Origin of the sequence: Polaromonas hydrogenivorans (genome assembly GCF_040105105.1) — a bacterium.
GTDB classification, from domain to species: domain Bacteria; phylum Pseudomonadota; class Gammaproteobacteria; order Burkholderiales; family Burkholderiaceae_C; genus Polaromonas; species Polaromonas hydrogenivorans.
The window spans coordinates 2,056,386-2,076,238 of record NZ_CP157675.1; the positions used below are offsets into that span (position 1 = coordinate 2,056,386).

The window sequence follows — 19,853 nt, forward strand, 5'->3', positions numbered from 1 at the left end:
CGTGCAAGGTTCAGCGGGGCATGGTGTCGCTCAGGGACAGGCTGGTCTGGCATTCACCCCGGTCAAAGTTGTGAACGGTGGTGCGGCACACCAGCCAGCGCTGATCGAGCAGGCGCCACGAGGTGAGCATTTCGGCATAGACCGGCGCTTCATAGAACACCTCGTCATCGTCTGACCTGAGTTGCGTCAGCACGTAGCGAAACGCGCAATAGCACGGCTCATGGCGGCCGTCATAGCCCTGGGTGCGATCCGCCGCCATCTCGTAGTCCTGCAAGACATCAAAGCTGACGGGAGGCACCACCAGGGGCCTGATCGGTGAGGGAATATCCTGCCACCACCGGATGTCCCGGACATTGCAGGCCGGCGGCCTGGTCCCATTGACACCCGATTCCTGCCTGTATAACGCTGCGTGCATCTCAACCTCCTTTGGTGTTTCCTTCGTATTTCCAAACCTGACAAACCGTACAGGGCAGCCGGCAGAGCGTTATATTTTTATCTATATAACGACAAACGGTGCAAATTCTTCAAAACTTGTGCCTGGACATGAAGGGCCTGGCCTTACTTTCACGACAATTTGCGGCGGATTTCCTGTTCGCTGCATGGCTTTGCAAACAGCATGCCAGGGCGCGGCGTTGAGCGCCGAGAGGCAGGGGGCCGGTCACGCTGGGCGCGCAGCTGGGGATCAAGGCTTTACGGCACGATGGCCCGGACAGGGCCTGAAATCAGAGCGAAATTGGCCTTTTGCGCCCGCTGGTATTGCACAAGCAGCTATGTTTTTTATAGTAACTTCAGGGCGCTGAAAGCTGGATCCTGGCGATGCGCTGGATCAGCGCCAGGGTGGATTGCTGCGTCAGGGTCGCTGGCCGCAACGAACTGGTGACCACCGACAGCCGCGTGCGCAGCGGCGGATCGCAAATCATGCGCGTGGTAAACGCAGAAGGCCTGATGGAACTGGCCACGGCGTTGCGCGACAGCAGCGCGCAGCCGGCGCCATCGGCCACCAGATCCAGAATGGCCGACACGCCATCAATCTCCAGTGCAATCACGGGCCGGCAGCCAATGCCCGCCATTTCGGCTTCAACATGCATGCGGATGGCGTTCGGCCGGCTGGGAATCACCAGCGGCAGCCGGGCGACCTCCCGAAGCGCAATCGGCGGCGGCGGCGGGTCTTCGCTCAAGCCGGGCGGGCGGGCCTGCACCAGCAACAGGTCTTCATTGAGCAGCGGCGTCATCTCGATGCCGGCGGCGGGCTGCGCGTTGTAGAGCACGGCGATGTCGAGCCGGCCATTGACCAGCCATTCCTGCATCACCGCCGACAGGCCTTCGCTGATGGACAGCTGGGCATCGGGCAATTCCTTGCGAAAAGCGCGCGTCAGCGGCACCGTCAGCACCCGCGCCAGCGTGGGCGGCAGGCCGATGGCCACGCGGCCGGCCAGGGAGCCGCGCACCCGGCCCAGTTCTTCGCGCGCCCGCTCGACCTGGTGCAGGATGCCGCGCCCATGCTCCAGCAGGAGCTTGCCGGCTTCGGTCGGCGTGGCGCCGCGTCCGTTGCGCACCAGCAGGCTCTGGCGCAGCTCGACTTCCAGCAGCCGCACCTGCCGGCTCAGGGCAGGCTGGGCCACATCGAGCGAAATGGAGGCGCGCGTAAAACTGCCGAGTTCGGCCACGCGTACAAAGTATTCGAGTTGTTTAAGGTCCACGCCCCTAGTTTATCGGCATATCGTGACCAGCGATATACCTGTTTGCTATAGCTGCTAGTTGAAGCCTGCCCTGTTGCCCGGCTTGCGCAATCCAGACAATGCTCCTTATTATTCAATTCGAGGAGACTTATCCCATGGCTTCCCAGACAGCGATTCCCTGCCTGTTCATGCGCGGCGGCACCTCGAAGGGGCCGTTTTTCAACCAGGCCGACCTGCCGGCCGACATTCCCACCCGCGACAAGGTGCTGCTGGCGGCCATGGGCTCGCCCGACAAACGCCAGATCGACGGCCTGGGCGGCGCGCATCCGCTGACCAGCAAGGTTGGCATCGTGCGCAAGAGCGCCACGCCCGGCGTTGACATCGACTTCCTGTTCGCCCAGCTGCAGCCCGACAAGGACACGGTCGATACCTCGCCCAACTGCGGCAACATGCTGGCCGCCGTCGTGCCGTTTGCGCTGGAAACCGGCATGGTGCAGCCGCAGGGCACGGGTCCAGATGGAAGCAGCACCTACCGCGTGCTGACCCTGAACACCGACATGCAGTGCGACGTGACAGTGCTCACGCCCGGCGGCGAGGTTCAGTACGAAGGCAGCGCGCGCATCGACGGCGCGCCCGGCACCTCGGCGCCCATCACCATCAATTTCCTCGACACCGCCGGCTCGGTCTGCGCCGGCCTGCTGCCGACCGGCCAAGTGCTGGACCGGGTGAGCGTGGACGGCGAGGGTTTCGAGCCGTTCGAGATCGACGTGACCTGCATCGACAACGGCATGCCGCTGGTGCTGATGCGCGCCAGCGACCTGGGCCGCACCGGCTATGAAACCGCCGCCGAACTCAACGCCGACACCGACCTGAAAATCCGCCTGGAAGCGCTGCGCCTGAAAACCGGCCAGCTCATGGGGCTGGGCGACGTAGCCAAGAAAACCTACCCCAAGATGACCTTGATTGCGCCGCCCCGCGATGGCGGCAGCTTGACAACCCGCAGCTTCATCCCGCATGTCTGCCACGACGCGATTGGCGTGCTGGCGGCCGTCACCGTGGGCACGGCCTGCGTGCTCGACGGCTCGGTCACCCAGGGCATTGCCGTCATGCCGCCGGGCAACCTCAAAACCGTTTCGGTGGAACACCCGACCGGCGAATTCAGCGTCGAGCTGGGGCTGGACCCGGCCAATCCGCAAAACGTGACCCGCGCCGCCTTGCTGCGCACCGCGCGCCTCCTGATGCGCGGCGAGGTCATGGTTCCGCGCTCGACATGGGTGCCCGCCGGCGCCGTCCGAGCAGACAAGCCTTCATCACTTTCACAATAAGGAGACCTCATGATCATCGATTGCCACGGCCACTACACCACGGCGCCCAAAGCGCTGGAAGATTGGCGCAACCGCCAGATCGCCGGCATCAAAAACCCGGCCATGATGCCCAAAGTGTCGGAACTGAAAATCAGCGACGACGAACTGCGCGAGTCGATTGAGCTGAACCAGCTGGCCAAGATGAAAGAGCGCGGCAGCGACCTGACCATCTTCAGCCCGCGCGCCAGCTTCATGGCGCACCACATCGGCGACTTCAACGTGTCCTCGACCTGGGCGGCCATCTGCAACGAGTTGTGCTTTCGCGTCAGCGAGCTGTTTCCCGACAATTTCATTCCCGCCGCCATGCTGCCGCAGTCGCCCGGCGTTGACCCGGCGACCTGCATTCCCGAGCTGGAAAAATGCGTCAAGGAATACGGCAACGTCGGCATCAACCTGAACCCCGATCCGTCGGGCGGCCACTGGACCTCGCCGCCACTGTCGGACCGCTCCTGGTATCCCATCTATGAAAAGATGGTCGAGTACGACATCCCCGCGATGATCCATGTGTCCACCAGCTGCAATGCCTGCTTTCACACCACCGGCGCGCATTACCTGAATGCCGACACCACGGCCTTCATGCAGTGCCTCACGTCCGACCTGTTCAAGGACTTCCCGACGCTCAAGTTCCTGATTCCGCATGGCGGCGGCGCCGTGCCCTACCACTGGGGCCGTTTCCGGGGCCTGGCGCAGGAACTCAAAAAGCCCTTGCTGAGCGAGCATCTGCTGAACAACATCTACTTCGACACCTGCGTCTATCACCAGCCGGGCATTGACCTGCTGAACACCGTGATTCCGGTCAAGAACGTGCTGTTTGCCAGCGAGATGATCGGCGCCGTGCGCGGCATCGACCCCGAAACCGGCCACTACTACGACGACACCAAGCGCTACATCGAAGCGTCAAAAATCCTGAGCAGCGAAGACCGTCACCAAATTTACGAAGGCAATGCCCGGCGCGTGTTCAGCCGTCTTGACGCAGCGCTCAAACTGAAAGGCAAATAAATCATGACCATCAACCAACTGGGCGTCGTCAAGCGCAATATCGTTCGCGCCGACAAGGCGGCGGTCGAAAAACTCTCGAAATTCGGCGTGGCGACCATTCACGAAGCCATGGGCCGCGTGGGGCTGATGAAGCCTTACATGCGCCCCATCTACACCGGCGCCCGCATCTGCGGCACGGCCGTGACCATCTTGCTGCAGCCCGGCGACAACTGGATGATGCACGTGGCCGCCGAGCAGCTGCAGCCCGGCGACGTGGCCGTAGCCGCCTGCACCACCGACAATTTCGACGGCTTTTTCGGCGACCTGCTGGCGACCTCGTTCCAGGCGCGCGGCGCCAGGGGACTGATCATCGACGGTGGCGTGCGCGACGTGGACGAGCTGGAGAAGATGGGCTTTCCGGTGTTCAGCCGCGCCATTCACGCCAAGGGCACGATCAAGGCCACGCTCGGCTCGGTCAACATTCCGGTGATCTGCGCCGGCGCGCTGGTCAATCCGGGCGATGTGGTGATTGCCGACACCGACGGCATCGTCGTGGTGCCGGCCGCCATGGCCCGGGAAGTCGCCGATGCGGCCGAGAAGCGTGAAAGCTTCGAAGGCGAAAAGCGCGAGAAGTTCGCCGCCGGCGTGCTCGGGCTGGACATGTACAAGATGCGCGAGCCGCTGGAAAAAGCCGGCCTGAAATACATCGACTGATTTTTATTGAGACCGATACGGAGACATTTGGACATGAACCTCGCTGCTTTTTCCCGTCGCACCCTGCTGACCTCCGCCGCGCTGGCGGCCACCGTGGCGGGCGCCTGCCTGCCGGCCCACGCCCAGGAGTGGCCCACCAAGAACGTGCGCCTGATCACGCCTTACCCCGTGGGCGGTGGCCCCGATGGCATCGCCCGCCTGCTCGCTGACAAGCTGTCCAAGAAATGGGGCAAGCCGGTGGTGGTGGACAACCGCCCGGGCGGCAACGGCTTCATCGCCATCGACGCCTTCAAGCGTGGCGCGAGCGATGGCCACGACCTGCTGCAGCTCGACAGCGTGCACCTGACGGCCTACCCGTACATGTTCAAGAAGCTGCCCTACGACGTGAGCAAGGACTTCGAGCCCATCGCGCCGCTGTTCCAGTCCTTCCTGTTCTTTGTCGTGCCCACCAACAGCAAGTACACCAAGGTGTCCGAGCTGATCGCCGACGCCAAGGCCCGGCCCGGCAAGATCAACTACGGTTCCTGGTCCATCGGCAACCCGGTGCACTTGGGCGTGGAGGAGCTGCAGGAGCTGGCCGGCATCAAGGTCCAGCATGTGATCTACAAGGAAACCACCCAGCTCTACACCTCGGTGGGCACCGGCGAGCTGGACTTCTCCATCGGCTCGGCCGGCACCGCCGGCCCGATGTACCGCGCCGGCAAACTGCGTTTCCTGGCCGTGGCCGGCCCCAAGCGCATGGAAGCCTACCCGGACGTGCCCACCGTGGCCGAGTCCGGCGGGCCTGCCAACGGCTACGAGGTCAGCGGCTGGAACACCATCGCCGGCCCCAAGGGCTTGTCGCCCGCCATCCAGGACAAGATCCGCAAGGACATCGCCGAGGCCCTGTCCGGACCCGACGTCAAGGAAAAATTCCTGACCTTCGGCTATGTGCCTCTGAACCTGGACCGTCCGCAGTTCGCCAAGTTCATCCAGAACGAAGCCAGCCGCTATTCGGCCGTCATCAAGCGCGCCAAGATCGAACTGGAATAAGGAGACGTCATGAGCAAACCCACCACGGGTGATTTCACCAAGACCCCCGGCTGGCTCGACTGGTACACCGGTCCCAGCAAGCCCCGCTTCCAGGTGCCTGCAGGCAGCGTGGACGCGCATTGCCACGTTTTCGGCCCCGGCGCCGAATTCCCCTATGCGCCCGAGCGCAAGTACACGCCCTGCGACGCGTCCAAGGCCGAGCTTTACGCACTGCGCGACCACCTGGGTTTTTCCCGCAACGTCGTGGTGCAGGCCACCTGCCACGGCGCGGACAACCGCGCCATGGTCGATGCGCTGGTCAACTCGGGCGGCAAGGCGCGCGGCGTGGCGACCGTCAAGCGCAGCGTGACCGATGAAGAGTTGCAGGCCATGCATGCCGCCGGCGTGCGCGGCGTGCGCTTCAATTTCGTCAAGCGCCTAGTCGATTTCACGCCCAAGGAAGAGCTGATCGAGATTGCCAACCGCATCAAGCCGCTGGGCTGGCATGTGGTGATTTATTTCGAGGCGGTTGATTTGCCCGAGCTGTGGGACTTCTTCACCACGCTGCCGACCGATGTGGTGGTCGATCACATGGGCCGTCCCGATGTGAGCCAGCCGGTCGATGGCCCCGAGTTCGAGCTGTTCGTCAAGTTCATGCGCGAACACCCGAACGTCTGGAGCAAGGTCAGCTGTCCCGAGCGCCTGTCCGTCACCGGCCCGAAGGCGCTGAACGGCGAGCAAAACGCCTATACAGACGTGATTCCGTTCGCCAGGCGCATCGTCGATGAGTTCCCCGACCGCGTGCTCTGGGGCACCGACTGGCCGCACCCCAACCTGAAGGACCACATGCCCGACGACGGCCTGCTGGTCGATTTCATCCCGCACATCGCCACCACGCCCGAGCTGCAGCAAAAACTGCTGGTCGATAACCCGATGCGCCTGTACTGGCCCGAAGAAGTGAAAGGCTGAACCATGTCGCTTCAAAAAAACTACCTCGACGTTCCCGGCACCACGATTTTTGATGCCGAGCAGTCCCGCAAGGGCTATCACCTGAACCAGTTCTGCATGTCGCTCATGAAGGCCGAAAACCGCGAGCGCTTCAAGGCCGACGAGCGCGCCTACCTCGACGAGTGGGCCATGACCGAAGAGCAGAAGCTGGCCGTGCTGGCTAGAGACCTGAACCGCTGCATTGCGCTGGGCGGCAACATCTACTTCCTGGCAAAAATCGGCGCCACCGACGGCAAGAGCTTCCAGCAGATGGCGGGCTCCATGACCGGCATGACCGAAGAGGAATACCGCGACATGATGATTCATGGCGGCCGCTCGGTCGAGGGCAACCGCGTGGTCGGCGAAGACGGCGACGCGCAGGCCCAGCACCAGCCGCAAGGCAAAGCGGGCCACAGTGCCCAGAAAGCGAGCGCCTGAATGGCCAAGATCACCGCCAGCGTTTACACCTCCCACGTCCCGGCCATCGGCGCCGCGCTCGACCTGGGCAAGAACAACGAGCCGTACTGGCAGCCCGTGTTCAAGGGCTACGACTTCGGCAAGCAGTGGATCAAGGAGAATCCGCCCGACGTCATCTTCCTGGTCTACAACGACCATGCCACGGCTTTCAGCCTGGACATGATTCCGACCTTTGCCATCGGCACGGCGGCCGAATTCGCCCCGGCCGACGAAGGCTGGGGGCCGCGCCCCGTGCCGACCGTGATCGGCCACCCCGAACTGGCTGCGCACATTGCGCAGTCGGTCATCCAGGATGACTTTGACCTGACCATCGTCAACAAGATGGACGTGGACCATGGCCTGACCGTGCCGCTTTCACTTATGTTCGGCCAGCCGCCGGCTGACGATTTCCGCTGGCCCTGCCCGGTGATTCCGTTCGCGGTGAACGTGGTGCAGTACCCGGTGCCTTCGGGCAAGCGCTGCTTCAACTTGGGCAAGGCGGTCCGCAAGGCGGTCGAGTCCTTCGACCAGCCGCTCAATGTGCAGATCTGGGGCACGGGCGGCATGAGCCACCAGCTGCAGGGACCGCGCGCCGGCCTGATCAACAAGGAATTCGACAACGCCTTCCTGGACCGGCTGATCGCCGACCCCGAAGGCCAGGCGAATGTGCCGCACATCGACTATGTGCGCGAAGCCGGCTCCGAAGGCATCGAGCTGGTGATGTGGCTGATTGCCCGTGGCGCGATGGACGACATTGACCCGGCCCCGCTCGGCGCCGCAGCGCCGGATGCTACAAAAAATGTAGCTTCTCAAGCACATCCAGTCAGCGTAAAGCAGCGTTTTTATCATGTACCCGCATCCAACACGGCCGTCGGCCACCTGATTCTGGAGAACACCTAAATGAGCAAAACCATCAAAGTCGCCCTGGCGGGCGCCGGTGCCTTCGGCATCAAGCACCTGGACGGCATCCAGAACATCGACGGCGTGGAAGTCGTCTCGCTGATCAGCCGCGACCTGGAAAAAACCAGGGAAGTCGCCGCCAAATACGGCATTGGACACGTCACCACCGAGCTGGCCGATGCGCTGGCCCTGCCGGAAGTCGATGCCGTCATCCTCTGCACGCCGACGCAGATGCACGCCGAGCAGACGCTGGCCTGCCTGCGGGCCGGCAAGCATGTGCAGGTGGAAATTCCGCTGGCCGACAACCTCAAGGGCGCCGAGGAAGTCGTGGCGCTGCAACAGGAAACCGGACTGGTCGCGATGTGCGGCCACACCCGGCGCTTCAACCCCAGCCACCAGTACGTCAACCAGCAAATCACGGCCGGGAAATTCAACATCCTGCAGATGGATGTGCAGACCTATTTCTTTCGCCGCACCAACACCAACGCGCTGGGCCAGGCGCGCAGCTGGACCGACCACCTGCTGTGGCACCATGCCGCGCACACCGTGGACCTGTTCGCCTACCAGTGCAACAGCCCCATCGTGCAGGCCAACGCCGTGCAGGGTCCGATTCACCCGGTGCTGGGCATTGCGATGGACATGTCGATCCAGCTCAAGGCCGCCAACGGCGCCATCTGCACGCTGAGCCTGAGCTTTAACAACGAAGGCCCGCTGGGCACCTACTTTCGCTACATCGGCGACACCGCCACCTACCTGGCCCGGTACGACGACCTGTTCACCGGCAAGGAAGAAAAAATTGAAGTCGGCCAGGTCGCCGTGAGCATGAACGGCATCGAGCTGCAGGACCGCGAATTCTTCGCCGCCATCAAGGAAGGCCGCGAGCCCAACTCCAGCGTCGCCAAGGTGTTCGCCTGCTACCAGGTACTGCACCAGCTGGAGCAGCAGCTCAACGCCAGCGCCTGATTGGCCATCCGTCCAGCCTGACCCGCAGGATCAACCCAGAATAGAGGGCCGGATCACCAGACGCGCCGCGTTTGTGTGATCCGGCCCTCTGCTTTTAACGTCAACAATGTAATCTACAAATTAAATTTACCATGCAACAGCGAAAACTCGGCCCCTTCAGTGTCTCCGCCATCAGCCTCGGCTGCATGAACCTCAGCCATGCCTACGGCGCGCCCGTGTCAGCCGGGCAGGGCGAGCGCGTGCTGCTGGCCGCGCTCGACGCAGGCGTGACGATGTTCGACACCGCAGCGCTCTATGGCTTTGGCGCCAACGAAACCCTGGTTGGGAACGTGCTTTCCAGGCACCGCAGCCGCTTCACGCTGGCCAGCAAGTGCGGCATGACCGGCGTGGATGTGGCGGGCGACGGCAAACAGGTCCGGGTGATCGACGGCCGGCCTGAAACCATTCGCGCGACCTGCGAGGCGGCCTTGAAGCGCCTGCGGACCGACGTGATTGACCTGTATTACCTGCACCGCTGGGACAAGCAGGTGCCGATTGAAGACAGCGTGGGCGCGCTCGCCGGGCTGGTCGCCGCCGGAAAGATCCGCACCATCGGCCTGAGCGAAGTCTCGGCCGCCACGCTGCGCCGCGCCCATGCGGTGCATCCGGTCACCGCCGTGCAGACCGAGTATTCGCTGTGGACGCGCAACCCCGAGATTGCCGTGCTGCAAGCCTGCCGCGAACTCGGCGTGGCTTTCGTCGCCTTCAGCCCGGTGGCGCGGGGCTTTTTGTGCGCGGAGCTGCAAGACGTGAGCACGCTGGACGCCAAGGACATCCGCCGCAGCATGCCGCGCTTTTCACCCGAGAACTACGCGGCCAACCTGACACTGTTGCCCGCCTACCAAGCTATCGCGCAAGAAGCCGGCTGCACGCCGGCCCAGTTGGCGCTGGCCTGGCTGCTGCATCAGGGCGAAGACATCATTCCGATTCCCGGAACCACCCGCGTGGAGCACCTGGAAGACGACCTGGGCGCGGTGAACGTCAAGCTCAGCGCTGATGCACTGGCTCGTGTGGACGCCCTGATCAATGAAAAAACCGTGATCGGCAGCCGCTACAACGAGCAGGGCAATCGGGAGGTCGATACCGAAGTGTTTTAACGCAAGGGTGGCCGTTGACAATGCCGTTTCATTGTCATGAAATGCTATAAAAATAATAGCTGTTTACGCCCGTGGATATTGCGCAAGAGCCTGATTTGATGAATATTTTTGAATGTTGAAAACAAAAAAGCCCCGTAACCTATTGAGTTACGGGGCTTTTTCTCTGTTTCTTGGACTTCTTTGGAAGTCCTGAAACTCATTCATGGCGGAAGAGGCGTCTGCCTCCGCCGAACTTCTAGCCACTTCAACCGCCCTCAATTAGCCTCATGATTTTTATTTCCTCCAATGAGAAGAATCAAAAACCGTTATCAACTAAACTCATGCGCTATCATCTAACCGCACACGGTTTGTTGGGTAGGATGTTGGCTTATCTGGCATGTGTGCTGAAAGTACATCATGCCAAAAATTGCCCGTGAGCTGTCAGCACTTGAAGTGGGTCGCCTCAAAGCTCCAGGATTGGTTGCAGTCGGTGTAGTGCCCGGTCTTCAGCTTCAAGTCTCTCCAACTGGTACCCGGTCATGGGTACTGCGGGTCAAGGTGGGCAACAAGCGCCGAGATATGGGGCTTGGAGCTTACCCTGGCGTTACGCTTGCCCAAGCCCGCGAAAAGGCCCGCCACGCCCGCGAACTCATCGAACAGGGTCAAGACCCTATCCTGACCCGTCAAGCCGCTCAAAGCAAGCTCCGGGCGGATCAGGCAAGCCTCATTACGTTTGAAGCAGCCGCCCATGCTTTCATGGATGCGAAGTCAGCCGAATGGTCCAACCCGAAACACGCGGCGCAATGGTCAGCCACCCTCACCACCTATGTTTACCCGACCATCGGGAAATTGCATGTGGCTGACGTGCAGCAAGCCCACATCCTGCAGATTCTCCAACCTATCTGGGCCACAAAAACAGAGACTGCCTCACGCTTGCGCGGCCGGATTGAAAACGTCCTGGATTGGGCGAAAGCACGGGGCTACAGAAAAGACGAAAACCCGGCCCGCTGGCGCGGCCACCTCGACAAACTGCTGTCAGCCCCGGAAAAGACCACCAAAACCGTTCACCACCCGGCTGTCCCCATCAATGAAGCGCCGGCCTTTTATGCAGCACTGCAGCAACGCGCCGGAATGGCAGCGCGCGCCCTTGAACTCGCCTTGCTGACCGCCGCCCGATCCGGGGAAGTTCGTGGGGCTGTATGGGCAGAGTTCGACCTGAACGCGGGAGTGTGGGCTATCCCAGCGGGGCGCATGAAGGCACGGAAGGAACATCGTGTCCCCTTATCCACATCGGCGATTCGGATCCTGCGCACGCTGCCACACGTTGAAGGTTCGGAATTTGTCTTTCCAGCCCCACGGGGCGGCAAGCTGTCAGACATGGCACTGACCGCTGTCATGCGTCGCATGGGGCTGGAATATGTCCCTCATGGCCTGCGAAGCACGTTCCGGGACTGGGTAGCGGAACGCACCAGTTACCCCCGTGATATGGCTGAAATGGCCCTGGCACACACACTAACCGACGCAGTAGAGGCGGCTTATCGGCGCGGCGATATGCTTGAAAAACGCCGCGCAATGATGGATGCATGGGCTGGCTTCCTTGCGACGCCAGAAGCCACGGGTGAAAAAGTCGTTCCCATGAAAATAAAGGCTGCATAAATCGACTTTTTCGCCTGACCATCGAGTTGCCCTGACTATCATAAAAGTAAGGGTATCCCTAATCAATCACACGCAAGGCGCTTCATGACACAGCAAGAAATCATCATTCGCAGGACCAAGCTCCCCGGTATTCTCGGCATTTCAATGGCAACAATCGACCGGCTCAGGGCAGCAGGGGACTTCCCGAAGCCCATCAGGCTCGGAGAACAGGCGATTGGCTTTACCAAACACTCCATCGAAGAATGGCTGGCTACGCGCCCCACCTGCCACCACTTCACGGAAACAATCGCCCTATAGCTCAAGAGAGAAAAGCGCATGTACCATGCGCCGAACCAACCCGCGAAACGGCTGTTGCCGTCCACATGCCACCACGTCGGACGCGATGACTGCTTGGTACGGCTGGCGGGGATCGAACCCACGACTTTCGTCCACCACAACGCCAAGTAAAACTGCAATTATGTAGCAGGATTTTGTATCACGCTTTTTCCGTGCAGCTCTGTTGACGTTAGTTCCATCAGTTCCGATAGTCTTCATTTTGGCGCCGGTTTAGCAGCGCAAACGGTCTTTCGGCCGTCTCCCTCAAAGTCAAACTAATCCCCAGCGGGATTATTGGCCCATGCGACTGACGCTTAGGAGGCGATTGTTGTCTTTCGCACTGTCGCGCTGGGTGGCCACAAGCTAGCCTGCGACGCCTGCGGCCACAGCCACTGGCAATATCACTCGTGCCGCAACCGCCATTGACTGCAGTGTGGCGCGCTGGCCAAAGACACCTGGGCTGCGCGGGCGGCTGGCTGAGTTGCCCGCCCGCCCGCCTGTGCCGGCGCGGCTTTGGCTTGCAACGATGCGAACACAAGCCCATAATTTGCTCGGTCAGCAGGATTTGAAGATTTCACTCCCCTTTATCGACGCCTCGCAGGCGGTTCAGTCCAACGATGTTAATCAGCCGCAGGAGGCGGTCAATGATTTACGAAGACTTGGCGTGGCGGCAGATAAACGCTGATCGTTAGAACCACAGGTGACACTATGCACACTGCCGCTCCCAAAAAATTCTCCCCGGCAAAGATCCCAGTCAACTCCTCGGACAAACCAGGACCGACGCCAGCAACTGCACCTCAACACCCTACTCCAAAGGCATGGTGGCAGTGGACTCTCTTGTACCCCACCCTTATCGTGGCCATTCTCGGGGCAATACCGACGCTGCTGGAGCTCATTAAGTCGTCACAAGTCGGCGTCCCATTTGGCCAATCAGCCCAAGCCCTTGAACAAGAAGATCTCTGGGCCAAGAATCTAAGATGCACTGAGGCACCACTCGACGGGCTTGTGAATCCGGTCAACGTTTACGTTGACGCCACCATTTGCAGATCTGGGGACGTATTGGTCCGATTCATGGGGACCAAAGACGACCAGAAGTCATACCGCTGGGTTCCCGTCGAGCGCTTTGAGAAAAAGGTGTCCGTCAATTCTTGGCTTCCAGTTGCAATGGCCGGCGAGCCACTTTTTCCGATGCCGCGAAGACGTGAGAGTGTCATTTGCCAATGGCAGGCGGACTCAGGCAAAGTGATTCGAAAGATTCGTGTAGACGAACCCACACGTCCAGGTACTTCGGGTGGCTCGACACAGCCGAAGAATGAGCAATGCTTTGAGGAAACGGTACGAACATCAACTGGTGACGTTGTTAATCGGAGTTCAGTTTTATGTACATCACCTTGCGGGCCAATCCGCTAGTCACGTCCACCTTGGAGGCTAACATGCGCCCATCCACAGTTAGATTCGCGAACATTGCTCTGCTCCTTTGGGGCCCGATGATGGCGCATTCGGAAAGTCCTCCCATGCCCCAGCAACCCGTGCAGGAAAAGGACATGAAGCGACAGAGGACAAATCAACCGGCGGCTGCGGCAGCAAACGCCCCAGTTGCTGTTGCCCCGGCTTCCGCTGCTGCAAGCGATCCAGAATGGAAGAAGGCAAAAAAGGAGAAGGCAAAGTAACCACGCAGCGGTTCTAACCCTCTCCATGAACCCATAAGCTAAGCTCTTGATTTCATTGGAGGGGACAACATGAAGGCGAGGGTGTCAAACGGGCTGGTTGATGGGCGCGAGTTGCTGTCCGAGTTCCTTGTTCAGGCGTTTGAGGGCGCGTTGCTTGGACTGCAATACTTTACTCTCATAGTCCGCCTGACCCTTTTCAATGTACGCATCTCCCTTCACCATGACACGCCAGAACCAGGCCGCAACCTTCCTGGCCAGCGCCATGGAACAGAACAGTCGCCTATTAGTGCGGTTGCGCCCGCGTTAGCCCGGTCCCGTCGCTTGCCACTGTCGTGATTGCCCGGGCCAGCTCCGACCTCTCCGACTGGGTCAACTCCACGCAAGAACACTGGCGAATGCATCACTGGAGCATTTTTGAATACGGTAGATGGCAGCACGAGACAACCCGAGCTGCCTTGCCACCATAGAAACACTTTTCCCCTCACCAGTCAGTGTGATGACTTCGAAAATTTGGTTTTCCGTGTAGCTTGGCTTGCGCCCGAGCTATACCCTATCCGTGCTGGCCTTTGCGTGGGCAATCCCGGCCCGCTGAGCCTCTTTGTTAGCCTTGGCCTGGGCCTGTGACAGCGCAGCCAGGAAGCCGATGAGCGCATCCCTCACGGCCTGAGTCATCGGGTCTTTGGTAGCACCGTCAAATGTCATGCCATTGATGACCGTCTTGATGACCACGCCCCGGCGCATGAACGCCCGGATGTTGTCGGACACGTCCTCGTAGTTGCGGCCCAAGCGGTCCACCCAGCGTGTCACCAGCGCGTAGCAGATCGAACAAGCGGCGACCACCCGGCCGTTCAGCCAGCTTCGTCGTGACGCCGCTCACGCCGTCGTCAGTCACGACCTGATCGAATATGAAACCCGCTGCTTCGGCCTGGGTGCGTTGGTGCTCGACGGGCTGCTCAGAAGTGGAGACCCGCGCATAGAAGACAGTGGTCATGTCTGTCCGTTAGGCTGTTGTTCGTTAATAAATCGTCCGTTGATCAAATACCGACCCTAATGGACAGGTTTGGCGCGATTTTTTGACTGTGCGCTGGGGCATACCTGTGCGAACAGTGTATGACAACATAATCATTTTTAGATCATTTATTGATTTGATTTTGATTTTTCACTAAAATATAGTCATGAATGACCGACCATTACCGACTGAAGACGACCTTCTCGACACCGATGCCGCAGGTCGGTGGCTGAGCCAAGCACTGCCCGAGAAAACCCCGGCGCAGTGGGCGCTTTGGCTGCGCAACAACCGCAACCAGTCACGCCACGCAAGCTACCGCATCAACGTGCAGCGATTCGGAAAGAAAGCGTGCTACCTGCCTGTAGACCTGGAAAGGTTTGTGGACTGGGAGAAGTCACGACAGCTTGGGACTGTCAAGCTGAGCGGGCGCGTGGTCGAGGTGATGCGGGCCTATGGCATGGATGAAGTGGGCGGCAGCAATTACGGCCGCAAGCTGGCCTACGAAGTCCAACTCAGCTTTGAAGAGGGCAGCCCTGACAAACAGTTTGTCCGCCTGATGATCAAGCGCCCGCTGGGCATTTTCAGGCTTGAAGCCGATGAGGCTGAAGCGCTGGCAAAAGAGCTTCTGGTCATCGCCCACGCTATCCGCCGTCATCCGGACCCTACAACACCGAGCCGAGCAGACGCAGGCGACTACAAAACCCTCATTGACACCCAAGACCTGACCGTCAGCCGCCTGAAGGTGCCGAAATGAGCCTGTGTGGGCTTGAAGGCTTCAAGCTCAAGGCCGTGGTCGACAGGATTCGTTTTGAGGTCACGCTCAACAATCCCTCGCAGTTCCGGCACCTGCAGAATCGAACGGCCGCAGCGTGGGGAAAGACCTACTTTTTCCCACAAGACGCTTCTGGCCTGGTATGGGAATTTTGGGTTCAAGACCCGGCCGGTCCGACGCAGTTCATGACCGACGTGCAGGCAATGCGTGGCTCCAGCGAGCCGCTCATCGCCGAAAACCAGATCAGGATCACGGGCATTGAGATGGCCATTGACGCCTACCATCCCAGCAACGACATCGACGCCCTGGTTCACGCCGCTCTTCACTTCCTTCGCCATCGGGCTAACTTGGCCAATGGGTTGCCGCGAATCCCGAGACCGCCGTATTTTGACTCGCCCATCCTCGCGGCCCAATGGGAAGCCACCAAAGCGGCAGACGCAGCCGCCAAAGCTGAGGCCCGCCGCCTTGGCGCAAAGCCACCGCCACCGCTCGACGAGCCATCAGGCATGTCCCCAGCCGTGGAGTCGCCGGCCCATGCTCTATGGGCATTCAAGCACGGCCTGGGAATTCATCAGGGAAAAGCGCCTGATAGAAATACAGGCAAATGTGAGGATGCAGTGGGCCAGCATTTTTACGTCAAGACCACCGACACGGTAAAGGGTGGCGAAACCCATGCGCTGTTGCCATCCTCTGCCTGGCGGGCGCGAATGGAGGACAGGCTGCAGCGCGATGATCCCCAAAGGCACCCGCCGTTGCCATTCGACACCATCGGCGCGTGGCGCACTTTTCGCTTCGCAACCCTGGCCGAAAGGTTCGCCATGGTCGTGCCCAAACCACCACGCTCGCCGATGCTCGCATTGTGCCGCGAGCAGCACGGAACCCAGTTCGGCCGCATACCGGGCGCGTTCATCCTGGGACGCCGCAAGAGGGCTAATTACACCCTGCGCGACACCGCCACGAACGACAGCATCAGGATGGCACTCAAGGCGTTGGACTCGCCTGCCAAGCTGTCGAAAAGATGAAGACTGCAAAAATTCGGGAAGATTTCGTCTGTCCTAACCTCTTCACCCATTGGGGAACCCGCTTTTCAAGGGGCTGGTCCTAAATACTATGACTACAACAGCTAGACATTCATGATCAAGACAGGAGCGAAGCAAAAGCAGCAGCAGCGCCGCCCCCGAAGGGCGGCGCAACATCGAGCTTGGCCACCCAAGCACTTGCACCAGAGCAGTCGGCCGCTGTGCTGCGCAGCGGCAAAGCAAGGCCACCTGCGTCTGTGCATCAGCGTTCTCGCCTGTAGACAGGCAGCCACACCCGGAGCTTCAACAGAGCCGCCAATAGACCTGAAGTAAATCCTACAGCATGAAAAAATCATTAACAGCAGAACAGCTCAAGCAGTTGACGGACATTCTGGAAAGATCATGTTCAGCTATGGACGATCCAGTCCAGGGAGTCGAATTCAGCGCCGCTGAGTTGGACTTCGACATGAAGCTCGACATCAAAACCGACTTCGACTTCAGCGCGCTGCCACCCCTTCCATCCACCCCCAGCACGTCCCTACAGAGGACTCCATGCTCCGGGACGAGGAAGATAAGCATTCGGGTGTCCAACGCTGTTCTCAATGCCTTCCGGGATCAAGCTAAATGCAAGGGAACTCGAACTCAGACCTTGATCAACCGGGTGCTCAAGGAAAAGTCACAGGGCTGGTGAGTGCGGGCCACCAGGGCTTGGTGGGACAACGCCCTATAAGCACTCCCGGCAGGGTCAACCGCAAGGGTATTGTTCAAACGAACACCACCAACAAAATGTATGGACAACTCTACCGCCGTCATCCGGGATGCTTGACTGCACTGTTCAAGGCTAGGCTAGGCTAGGCTAGGCTGGGCTGGGCTGGGCTGGGCTGGGCTACCCCAGGATAGGCCAGTGCAGAAGGCCCGGCCAAGTTCAGGCGAAAGGGTTCTTGACCGTCCTGGCAGCCTTCACCTTCACCACCTCCGGCAATTGCTTGTCAGCCTCCAGCGCCTTGACCACATCGTTAACGAGCACCTGCAGTTCCCTGGCCAGCGCCAGGCCGGCCTTGTCCTTGGTGAGCACCACGTCGCCGGTGAGCGCCACCCGGTCCACCCGGTTCTCGATCTCCAGCTCGCCGATGCGCAGCACGTCGGCTTCGTTGGCATAGGGCTTGAATTTTTCCGTCATGGCAAAGCTCCTTAATGTTTAATGGCACGCCCGATGGCGTCGAGGATGCTGCGCGAGAAGTCCTTGAGCGTGAACTCTTCCTCTGGCTGCCCTTTCTTGGCTTTCGGCTTTTTGCCATGCGCAGAGCTGGGCTTGGGCAAGTCCATGCCGCCATCGCGCACCTGCTGGGGCAATCCCGGCAGCAGGCTGATGCCCACCATCTTCTCCAGATCGGACACCGAGGCGGTTGAATACTCGCGTGTCTCGTCGTTGGTGACAATATAGGCACCTGCGCGCTGCTGCTTCGGGCTGTAGAGCACTTTCCAAATATGCGTGGGCACCAGGACGTTGCCGACTTGTTTGATGCCGGTGCCGATGAAGGCCGGGCCAGAGACGACGTAAATCTCGCCTTCGCTGGTCGCTAGCTGCCGGGTAGCGCCTTCGATGCCGGCCCAGATGCCCGCATTGTTGGCATGCACCTGCGGCACCATGTTGGCCAGCGAAAACGATTGTGCCTGGGCCGTCCGGGTGGCGAAGTCGGCGTTCGGCGACATGTGTCCCCGGTCATAGCCCGAGCGCGCATAGTCGCTCAGCTCGGCCCGGTCCTGCGCGGGCAGCGTGGACTCGGGATGAAAGGAGTCTTTCCTGGACAATTCCCCAGCCGCCTCGACGTTGGCGCGCGTCAGGTGCTCGGCCGAATACAGCGGCGTGCGGCTGATGCCAGAGTGCAACACGGCGAAAGCCTCAAAGCAAACCTCCTGCGTGCGCGCCTTGAGCTTGGAATTGGTGACGGTGGGCGCAGCGCCTGCGGCGAAGTGTTCAGGGCAGCGGGTGGCGCCCCAGGCTGGCATGGTAAGGCAAGCGGCGAGCGGCAGAACGAGGGTGAGAAATCGTGACATGGGCAAGAGTATCTCGCAAGGAATGACCGATCAAGGTCAGCAGTGGATCAAACTTGGGTGCGCCTTAAAAACCGGAAAATAAAACAGTAACGATGGCACGGCCACCCAGCAATGAACACCTCCTTAAAATTCCTCGCCCACTTCGCTTTCATTTGCGCGGTGCTTACGATCAGCGCTCCTGTCATGGCGCACCGAAGTGGCTGCCATCGGTGGCACAGTTGCCCATCCGACACGGGCAGCTATGTCTGTGGCGACACCGGGCACAGCAACGAGTGCGGTCGCTCCGAAGGAGCCTCATTTGCCCAAAAGAAGGCCCAGCGCTCTGCGCCGAAGCAAGGCAGGCCGCCTACTCATTCCCGGCCAGCGCCTTTGCCGTCAAGATAAGCCCTCTGCTGACGCACCAGCGTCGCCACAAGAGCGCCTATCGGGAAACCGTCGATGGCGCTGGCTCCTGCTTCGGCCCTTCAATGACCCTCATCAGCTGATCATGCCTGTTCGCATACCAGCGCAGCAGGCACTCTCGGTCCCGGCACGTCGCCTCGCGCCTGCGCCACTCTTCGCTGTTCTGGCGCCGAAAGGCCGCGCCGTCGGAGGCCGCGTTTTTCGCCCGTGCGTACACCCGGCCCAGTTCGCGGTCGAGCCGGGCAAGCTCGGCATCCGAACAAATCATCTTCTCGGGCATAGAGCGCGCCTTGGCGCAGTCAAAACTCGGCCCGGGCGATGTTGCCGCGCCCGGCTCGCGCGGCGCCGGCAGAGCCGCTTGTGCGGCCTCAACCTGGCGCGGATGCGAAGGGGGAACGGATGTTTTGGAAGGCGTGGAAGTGCCCTCCTGCGCCGACCTGACTGGCTGGCCCAGCGCCGCCAGCCCTTCGGCCGCAAAGCGCGTTTTCTCATGGGCTTGGCCATACCTGGCCTGATACGTGCGCAGGCTGTCGGCGTACAGGCGTTCGGCACGCCTGCGCAGCTCGGCGCGCTTGGCGCTGGCAGAGCCGTCCTCCAGGGCGAGCCCCGCATAAAGCCAGCCCAGCTGGTACTTCGCGTCGGCGGACTCGACGGAGTCCATCCCCTTGAGCTTGTCCGCCACCCGGCACGACATCAGGAAGGCGACTTCGGCGTCGCGCGGCCGGCCTGCCGCAGCCGCTTCCTTGCCCAGAACAATGAACGAGGTGATATTTTTCGCGGTCATG

At 60.8% G+C, this 19,853-nt stretch carries 23 protein-coding genes and 2 pseudogenes; 17 read left to right on the forward strand and 8 right to left on the reverse strand.

Annotated elements, in window-relative coordinates:
• Window positions 1–10: 10 nt before the first annotated feature.
• A complete protein-coding gene (locus ABLV49_RS09830) occupies window positions 11–415 on the reverse strand; it encodes a hypothetical protein (RefSeq protein ID WP_349281401.1) in 405 nt (134 codons plus the stop codon).
• A gap of 373 nt (window positions 416–788) precedes the next feature.
• On the reverse strand, window positions 789–1,700 hold the full coding sequence (locus ABLV49_RS09835; protein WP_349281402.1) for a LysR substrate-binding domain-containing protein: 912 nt from the start codon (window positions 1,698–1,700) through the stop codon (window positions 789–791).
• 134 nt (window positions 1,701–1,834) lie between these two features.
• Between ABLV49_RS09835 and ABLV49_RS09840 the strand changes: the two genes are divergently transcribed.
• The 14 genes and pseudogenes from ABLV49_RS09840 (at window position 1,835) to ABLV49_RS09905 (ending at window position 13,808) form a co-directional block, all read left to right on the forward strand.
• Window positions 1,835–3,004, forward strand: coding sequence for a 4-oxalomesaconate tautomerase (locus ABLV49_RS09840; protein ID WP_349281403.1), 1,170 nt, complete (start codon window positions 1,835–1,837; stop codon window positions 3,002–3,004).
• 9 nt (window positions 3,005–3,013) lie between these two features.
• A complete protein-coding gene (locus ABLV49_RS09845; RefSeq protein WP_349281404.1) occupies window positions 3,014–4,042 on the forward strand; it encodes an amidohydrolase family protein in 1,029 nt (342 codons plus the stop codon).
• A 3-nt stretch (window positions 4,043–4,045) separates the two neighbouring features.
• Entirely contained in the window at window positions 4,046–4,735 is a 690-nt protein-coding gene (gene ligK / locus ABLV49_RS09850) for a 4-carboxy-4-hydroxy-2-oxoadipate aldolase/oxaloacetate decarboxylase (RefSeq protein WP_349281405.1), read from the forward strand.
• Window positions 4,736–4,768: 33 nt separating this feature from the next.
• Window positions 4,769–5,767, forward strand: a complete 999-nt coding sequence (locus ABLV49_RS09855) for a Bug family tripartite tricarboxylate transporter substrate binding protein (protein ID WP_349281406.1) — start codon at window positions 4,769–4,771, stop codon at window positions 5,765–5,767.
• A 9-nt stretch (window positions 5,768–5,776) separates the two neighbouring features.
• The gene (locus tag ABLV49_RS09860) at window positions 5,777–6,715 is read left to right on the forward strand and encodes an amidohydrolase family protein (protein WP_349281407.1); all 939 of its coding nucleotides are present in this window, start codon (window positions 5,777–5,779) and stop codon (window positions 6,713–6,715) included.
• 3 nt (window positions 6,716–6,718) lie between these two features.
• The gene (ligA, locus tag ABLV49_RS09865) at window positions 6,719–7,171 is read left to right on the forward strand and encodes a protocatechuate 4,5-dioxygenase subunit alpha (RefSeq protein WP_349281408.1); all 453 of its coding nucleotides are present in this window, start codon (window positions 6,719–6,721) and stop codon (window positions 7,169–7,171) included.
• On the forward strand, window positions 7,172–8,089 hold the full coding sequence (locus ABLV49_RS09870) for a class III extradiol dioxygenase subunit beta (protein WP_349281409.1): 918 nt from the start codon (window positions 7,172–7,174) through the stop codon (window positions 8,087–8,089).
• Entirely contained in the window at window positions 8,090–9,052 is a 963-nt protein-coding gene (locus tag ABLV49_RS09875; RefSeq protein ID WP_349281410.1) for a Gfo/Idh/MocA family oxidoreductase, read from the forward strand.
• A 131-nt stretch (window positions 9,053–9,183) separates the two neighbouring features.
• A complete protein-coding gene (locus ABLV49_RS09880) occupies window positions 9,184–10,188 on the forward strand; it encodes an aldo/keto reductase (RefSeq protein WP_349281411.1) in 1,005 nt (334 codons plus the stop codon).
• Window positions 10,189–10,584: 396 nt separating this feature from the next.
• Window positions 10,585–11,823 (forward strand): tyrosine-type recombinase/integrase, encoded by a 1,239-nt coding sequence (locus tag ABLV49_RS09885; protein WP_349281412.1) that lies wholly within the window; start codon window positions 10,585–10,587, stop codon window positions 11,821–11,823.
• 84 nt (window positions 11,824–11,907) lie between these two features.
• On the forward strand, window positions 11,908–12,120 hold the full coding sequence (locus ABLV49_RS09890; RefSeq protein WP_349281413.1) for a helix-turn-helix transcriptional regulator: 213 nt from the start codon (window positions 11,908–11,910) through the stop codon (window positions 12,118–12,120).
• Window positions 12,121–12,462: 342 nt separating this feature from the next.
• Window positions 12,463–12,622: pseudogene (locus ABLV49_RS26025) on the forward strand (transposase zinc-binding domain-containing protein); the annotation flags it as partial.
• 42 nt (window positions 12,623–12,664) lie between these two features.
• Window positions 12,665–12,823 carry a hypothetical protein gene (locus ABLV49_RS09900; protein WP_349281414.1) on the forward strand — a complete coding sequence of 53 codons (159 nt, stop codon included), beginning with the start codon at window positions 12,665–12,667 and terminating at the stop codon, window positions 12,821–12,823.
• Window positions 12,824–13,652: 829 nt separating this feature from the next.
• Complete coding sequence (locus ABLV49_RS09905; protein WP_349281415.1) at window positions 13,653–13,808, forward strand: hypothetical protein; 156 nt, start codon at window positions 13,653–13,655, stop codon at window positions 13,806–13,808.
• Window positions 13,809–13,892: 84 nt separating this feature from the next.
• On the opposite strand, the gene ABLV49_RS09910 is transcribed toward ABLV49_RS09905, so the two are convergent.
• The 3 genes and pseudogenes from ABLV49_RS09910 to ABLV49_RS09915 all read right to left on the reverse strand — a co-directional run bounded on the left by ABLV49_RS09910 (window position 13,893) and on the right by ABLV49_RS09915 (window position 14,799).
• A complete protein-coding gene (locus tag ABLV49_RS09910) occupies window positions 13,893–14,072 on the reverse strand; it encodes a hypothetical protein (protein WP_349281416.1) in 180 nt (59 codons plus the stop codon).
• A gap of 105 nt (window positions 14,073–14,177) precedes the next feature.
• Window positions 14,178–14,318, reverse strand: coding sequence for a helix-turn-helix domain-containing protein (locus ABLV49_RS26030; RefSeq protein WP_432280026.1), 141 nt, complete (start codon window positions 14,316–14,318; stop codon window positions 14,178–14,180).
• 33 nt (window positions 14,319–14,351) lie between these two features.
• A pseudogene (locus tag ABLV49_RS09915) lies at window positions 14,352–14,799 on the reverse strand (recombinase family protein).
• Window positions 14,800–14,983: 184 nt separating this feature from the next.
• Here ABLV49_RS09915 and ABLV49_RS09920 point away from each other — a divergent pair.
• The 3 genes from ABLV49_RS09920 to ABLV49_RS09930 all read left to right on the forward strand — a co-directional run bounded on the left by ABLV49_RS09920 (window position 14,984) and on the right by ABLV49_RS09930 (window position 17,299).
• The gene (locus ABLV49_RS09920; protein ID WP_349281418.1) at window positions 14,984–15,571 is read left to right on the forward strand and encodes a hypothetical protein; all 588 of its coding nucleotides are present in this window, start codon (window positions 14,984–14,986) and stop codon (window positions 15,569–15,571) included.
• Entirely contained in the window at window positions 15,568–16,611 is a 1,044-nt protein-coding gene (locus ABLV49_RS09925; protein ID WP_349281419.1) for a hypothetical protein, read from the forward strand. Before ABLV49_RS09920 ends, ABLV49_RS09925 begins: the two co-directional genes overlap by 4 nt.
• Before the next feature lie 340 nt (window positions 16,612–16,951).
• A complete protein-coding gene (locus ABLV49_RS09930) occupies window positions 16,952–17,299 on the forward strand; it encodes a hypothetical protein (protein WP_349281420.1) in 348 nt (115 codons plus the stop codon).
• A 234-nt stretch (window positions 17,300–17,533) separates the two neighbouring features.
• Here ABLV49_RS09930 and ABLV49_RS09935 read toward each other — a convergent pair whose 3' ends face one another.
• The 3 genes from ABLV49_RS09935 to ABLV49_RS09945 form a co-directional block, all read right to left on the reverse strand.
• The gene (locus ABLV49_RS09935) at window positions 17,534–17,788 is read right to left on the reverse strand and encodes a hypothetical protein (RefSeq protein ID WP_349281421.1); all 255 of its coding nucleotides are present in this window, start codon (window positions 17,786–17,788) and stop codon (window positions 17,534–17,536) included.
• Window positions 17,789–17,799: 11 nt separating this feature from the next.
• Window positions 17,800–18,666, reverse strand: a complete 867-nt coding sequence (locus tag ABLV49_RS09940) for a DNA/RNA non-specific endonuclease (RefSeq protein WP_349281422.1) — start codon at window positions 18,664–18,666, stop codon at window positions 17,800–17,802.
• A 421-nt stretch (window positions 18,667–19,087) separates the two neighbouring features.
• Window positions 19,088–19,852, reverse strand: a complete 765-nt coding sequence (locus ABLV49_RS09945) for a lysozyme inhibitor LprI family protein (RefSeq protein WP_349281423.1) — start codon at window positions 19,850–19,852, stop codon at window positions 19,088–19,090.
• Window position 19,853 lies beyond the last annotated feature (1 nt).

Bases quoted from the DNA above. Each gene is read 5' to 3' on its own strand.
- ABLV49_RS09890 (WP_349281413.1), top strand. From the start codon at position 11,908: ATGACACAGCAAGAAATCATCATTCGCAGGACCAAGCTCCCCGGTATT.
- ABLV49_RS09855 (WP_349281406.1), top strand. From the start codon at position 4,769: ATGAACCTCGCTGCTTTTTCCCGTCGCACCCTGCTGACCTCCGCCGCG.
- ABLV49_RS09945 (WP_349281423.1), bottom strand. From the start codon at position 19,852: ATGACCGCGAAAAATATCACCTCGTTCATTGTTCTGGGCAAGGAAGCG.
- ABLV49_RS09885 (WP_349281412.1), top strand. From the start codon at position 10,585: ATGCCAAAAATTGCCCGTGAGCTGTCAGCACTTGAAGTGGGTCGCCTC.
- ligA (WP_349281408.1), top strand. From the start codon at position 6,719: ATGTCGCTTCAAAAAAACTACCTCGACGTTCCCGGCACCACGATTTTT.
- ABLV49_RS09845 (WP_349281404.1), top strand. From the start codon at position 3,014: ATGATCATCGATTGCCACGGCCACTACACCACGGCGCCCAAAGCGCTG.
- ABLV49_RS09935 (WP_349281421.1), bottom strand. From the start codon at position 17,788: ATGACGGAAAAATTCAAGCCCTATGCCAACGAAGCCGACGTGCTGCGC.
- ABLV49_RS09870 (WP_349281409.1), top strand. From the start codon at position 7,172: ATGGCCAAGATCACCGCCAGCGTTTACACCTCCCACGTCCCGGCCATC.
- ABLV49_RS09910 (WP_349281416.1), bottom strand. From the start codon at position 14,072: ATGGCGCTGGCCAGGAAGGTTGCGGCCTGGTTCTGGCGTGTCATGGTG.
- ABLV49_RS09860 (WP_349281407.1), top strand. From the start codon at position 5,777: ATGAGCAAACCCACCACGGGTGATTTCACCAAGACCCCCGGCTGGCTC.
- ABLV49_RS09920 (WP_349281418.1), top strand. From the start codon at position 14,984: ATGAATGACCGACCATTACCGACTGAAGACGACCTTCTCGACACCGAT.
- ABLV49_RS09875 (WP_349281410.1), top strand. From the start codon at position 8,090: ATGAGCAAAACCATCAAAGTCGCCCTGGCGGGCGCCGGTGCCTTCGGC.
- ABLV49_RS09900 (WP_349281414.1), top strand. From the start codon at position 12,665: ATGCGAACACAAGCCCATAATTTGCTCGGTCAGCAGGATTTGAAGATT.
- ABLV49_RS09840 (WP_349281403.1), top strand. From the start codon at position 1,835: ATGGCTTCCCAGACAGCGATTCCCTGCCTGTTCATGCGCGGCGGCACC.
- ABLV49_RS09925 (WP_349281419.1), top strand. From the start codon at position 15,568: ATGAGCCTGTGTGGGCTTGAAGGCTTCAAGCTCAAGGCCGTGGTCGAC.
- ABLV49_RS09830 (WP_349281401.1), bottom strand. From the start codon at position 415: ATGCACGCAGCGTTATACAGGCAGGAATCGGGTGTCAATGGGACCAGG.
- ABLV49_RS09930 (WP_349281420.1), top strand. From the start codon at position 16,952: ATGAAAAAATCATTAACAGCAGAACAGCTCAAGCAGTTGACGGACATT.
- ABLV49_RS09905 (WP_349281415.1), top strand. From the start codon at position 13,653: ATGCCCCAGCAACCCGTGCAGGAAAAGGACATGAAGCGACAGAGGACA.
- ABLV49_RS09940 (WP_349281422.1), bottom strand. From the start codon at position 18,666: ATGTCACGATTTCTCACCCTCGTTCTGCCGCTCGCCGCTTGCCTTACC.
- ligK (WP_349281405.1), top strand. From the start codon at position 4,046: ATGACCATCAACCAACTGGGCGTCGTCAAGCGCAATATCGTTCGCGCC.
- ABLV49_RS09880 (WP_349281411.1), top strand. From the start codon at position 9,184: ATGCAACAGCGAAAACTCGGCCCCTTCAGTGTCTCCGCCATCAGCCTC.